The following is a 3784-nucleotide window of genomic DNA, read 5'->3' on the forward strand; positions in this document are numbered from 1 at the left end:
CAGCTCCTGCTGCTTCTTTTGGCCGCGGGCCAAAAGCTCCCGCTCCCGGGCCATGCGCTCCTGCGAGGCGGCCAGCCCGCCGGAGGCTGCATCACGGCGCGCCAGCACCTCGGCGCGCTCCCGCCGCAGCCCGCCGAGCTCGGCTTCGAGCTCGAGCGCACGGCGGTAGGTGCCCTCCCCCTGCCGGAGGGCCGGCTCCTCCGCCAGCAGCGCAGCCTGCGCCGCAGATTCGGCCGCGGCAAGCCCCGCCGCTTCCCGCTCCGCGGAAGCGGCTAGCAGCTCCTGGCCCTCCGCCCGGGCCAGCCTGCTCTTCCAGGCGGCCTCTGCGCTTCGCCAGGCATTCAGCGCGGGCAGCCGCTGCTCGGCTTCGTCAGCCTTGCTGAGCTTCTGCTCCAGGAGGAGGATACTCTCCTCCTGGGCCAGCAGTGCCTGCCGCTTCGCCTCGCGGCGGGAACGCTCCTCCTGCAGCTCGCGGATCTTCGCGAAGCGCTCGGAGCGCTGCTGGGCAGCCTCCAGCAGCTTACGGCATTCCGCCGCGCGCCGGACCGCTTCCTGCAGCCGTACTGCCGCTGCCTCGACATCCGCTTTACCGGCGCTGCCCAGCCCCTGCTGCTCCGCCTCCAGTGCCCGCAGCGCCGCCTCATTGTCCTTAACCCTGCGGCTGAGCTTAACAGCCAGCTGATCCCCGTATTGCTCCAGATGAAAGAGCCGCTGGAGCATCTGTCTGCGGTCCACACCCCGCAGCGACAGGAATTCAGCAAATTTACCCTGCGGCAGCACTACCGCCCGGGTAAAGTCATCCATTTTGAGTCCGATATGTTCCTCTACACAACGGGTCACGTCAGCCAGCTTGTCAGCCATGACATGGTCGCCGTCCTCAGTGACATGGATAAAGCGGCTAATGGTATTGCTGACCGACTGTTCTCCGGTCCGCTTGAACTTCCGCTCCACCCGATAGCGGCTGGGACCTGCCGAGGAAGTAAGCTCAAAGGTGAATGCTACGCTGAGCTGGTCTTCGGAGTGATTCATAATGCCCTGCGTGCCGTTGACGGCGCGCTCCACCTTGCCGTACATCGCCAGCGTAATGGCATCCAGCAGGCTGGACTTGCCGCTGCCCGTCGGGCCGAAGATTCCGAACAGCCCTGTTTCGGTCAGGCTGGCAAAATCAATCTCCTGCTGTTCCCTGTAACTCTGAAGCCCCGAGAGCTTCAATAGAATCGGCTTCAAGCTAGTTCACCTCCCCTTCCTCCGGCTGCCGCCGGTCCTCTTCTTCCGCCAGTTCCAGGAAGAGCTTGATCAGGCTCTCCTCCGGCTCCGCTCCCCCGGTCTGCCGCTGATAGAATTTGCGGAACAGCTCCTGCACCGGCATGCGTGAGCGGGAGATCTCCTCCAGCTCAAGCTCCATCTGCGGATACACCGGACGGATATGGATAATCCCTTCCCGCGATTTGCGCAGCCGCTGAATATCATTCATGGACATTGCTTCCGTCAGGCGCAGCTCCAGATCTATAAAGGCTGAAGCGTCCCGGCCTTCATCCAGCCAGCGGTAAACTTCCTCCAGCCCTCCCGAGGATCTCCAGTTCACCAGCGGCCGGCCGCAGCGGAGATAGATTTCCTCGAAGACCGGCTCTCCGCCGGGAACGACATCTATCAGCGTTACCGACTTCGCCTGGCCTGCTTCGGAGAAGCTGTAGGCCAGCGGAGATCCGCTGTAGCGGATCATCCCGTCACCTTTTACCCGCTGGGCCCGGTGTAAATGTCCCAGCGCCGTATACTGTGCCCCGCAAGACAAAGCAGACGGATCTACGGTATACGCTCCGCCAACCTGGATCGGACGCTCTGAATCACTCTCCACACCGCCAAGCACATAGATATGGCTCATCGCCAGATTCACAGTCTGCGGTGTGAACTCCCGGCCCAGCAGCTTCATCAGCTTGCCTACCCGCGCGCTGTACGCGAGCCGGAGTTCCTCCTCACCGCTCTCCCCGGCAAGCAGCTCGCCAAGCCGGGCTTCTGAGGGATAAGGGAGCGCAGCGATTTTGGCGGTTTCGCCTGTCCGGACTGCATTTACCGTTACCGGCTGCGAAGTAGGCATACCGACCAGGGTGATGCCCTGTCTGAGCACGAGCGGGGAGACCGAAGCTACGCGTTCCGGCTGGTCATGATTGCCGGAGATGACGACAAGCGGCCTGCCGCCTGCCGTCAGTCTTGCAGCGGCATCATAGAACAGCTGCTCCGCCGCCGCCGGAGGATTCACTGAATCATAGACATCTCCCGCCATCAGAATAAGATCCGCCTGCGCAGAGTCAGCAATCTCCACCAGCTCATCGATGAACTGCTCCTGCTCCTTCTGCCGGCTCCGTCCTTCCAGCGTTCGGCCCAAGTGCCAGTCGCCTGTATGCAATATGCGCATTTCCGCCCTCTTTTCCCCGCCCATCATGCGGCATTCATAGATTCATAGATTTTGTCCCTAAATGTGAAAACTAGCAATGATGCTCTATAACAAATAGAAATCATTGCTTAAAACAAATAAATATCGGTTATGAGAATGCACTTTGTGCAGTAGAATCCTTATCAAACTGAGACAAACCGCATTCTGTTGTACCCCGGACAATAGAATTCAGAATTATGGTACAAAAGCGCCAAACCCTCAAGATTCTGCCGCACAAAATACAATAGATTCGATTCTGAACGAAGTTTGGGGGCTATCTCTTGTACAACATACAATAGATTCAATTCCCGGGCGGATTTAGGGAGCTATCTGCTGCACAAAGTGCAATAGAACACACCCGCAGCCGGCAGAACCCCAAGCGGGATTCGGCCCAGTGCAGGCAGCTGCTCATCCAGCCGGAGCAGTGATTCTATTTCCACGTTCAAATGAAACAGATTTATAGTTTAACTGCATGTCCGCCGTCGAAAAAGTACAGCCAAATCTCGCTGACCGGCTCGCCTACTATATCATACAGCGCTTTGCTGTACAGCTCGAGCTGGAACCGGTATTTTTCTTTCAGCGCCTCCACTCCGCCTTGGTGCTCCAGCACGGCATCTGTCTTGTAATCCAGCAGAATCAGCCGTCCCTCCTCGCGGAACAGGCAGTCAATAACCCCCTGGATCAGTACAGCTTCGCTAAGAGCACCGCCGTTTACGGCTGACAGCCCTTCAGCCTCATTGTAATAATCAAGTCCCTGATACGCTTCACCAGCCGGAACCATGTAACTGAACGGCTGCTCTCTGCGCTTCCATTCGGCGTGAAGCAGTCTGTGCCCCAGCTCACTGGCATAAAAGGCCTCTACTTCGCCGAGGTCTACCGCCTCCGCCTGTTCTTCGCTGAGAATAGCCACCCGGGTTAGCTCGGCCAGTGAGGCTACCAGAACCGTACGATCGACAGGGCCGTCCAAGGGGATATGCTGCATTACCGTATGGTAGGCCGTTCCTCGTTCCGTACTGGACAACCCCCGCTTCTCCATGAATTTGGGACGCCGCAGATGAAGGCTCTCGGCACGGGCCGCATTGCCCTCCCGTTTATGTCCTTTGACGGCTCTGGCAGGAACCCCCTCCTCCAGCAAGTCAAAGGACGGCTGTTCCTGCAGGGACAGCATTGCCTTCAGCTCCGTTACCGAGGTTTTGGCCGGAATGGCGGAAGCCGCAGCCAGCGGATACTGCCATTCCAGCCGGGCGGCAATCTCCGGAGCGGCTGCTGTTCCGTAGGCAGACACGGGTTTACCCTTGCGCAGGGCTTCGAGCACCAGCCGCTTCTCATCGTTCTTCGCCGTGTCATCTTCAC

General features: G+C 59.2%; 3 protein-coding genes. All 3 read right to left on the reverse strand.

Annotation, left to right across the window (positions count from 1 at the left end; all coding sequences use genetic code 11):
• Window positions 1–1227: AAA family ATPase (locus tag AQR02_RS34595; protein WP_245237546.1), on the reverse strand; the 1227-nt coding region annotated here is incomplete at its 3' end.
• A 1-nt stretch (window position 1228) separates the two neighbouring features.
• Window positions 1229–2413, reverse strand: a complete 1185-nt coding sequence (locus AQR02_RS18915; protein WP_054941801.1) for an exonuclease SbcCD subunit D — start codon at window positions 2411–2413, stop codon at window positions 1229–1231.
• A gap of 475 nt (window positions 2414–2888) precedes the next feature.
• A partial coding sequence (locus tag AQR02_RS34600; protein WP_245237547.1) for a PD-(D/E)XK nuclease family protein occupies window positions 2889–3784 on the reverse strand: 896 nt, incomplete at its 5' end.

This window comes from Paenibacillus ihuae (genome assembly GCF_001368795.1).
Lineage (GTDB): Bacteria > Bacillota > Bacilli > Paenibacillales > Paenibacillaceae > Paenibacillus_AQ > Paenibacillus_AQ ihuae.

Bases quoted from the DNA above. Each gene is read 5' to 3' on its own strand.
- AQR02_RS18915 (WP_054941801.1), bottom strand. From the start codon at position 2,413: ATGCGCATATTGCATACAGGCGACTGGCACTTGGGCCGAACGCTGGAA.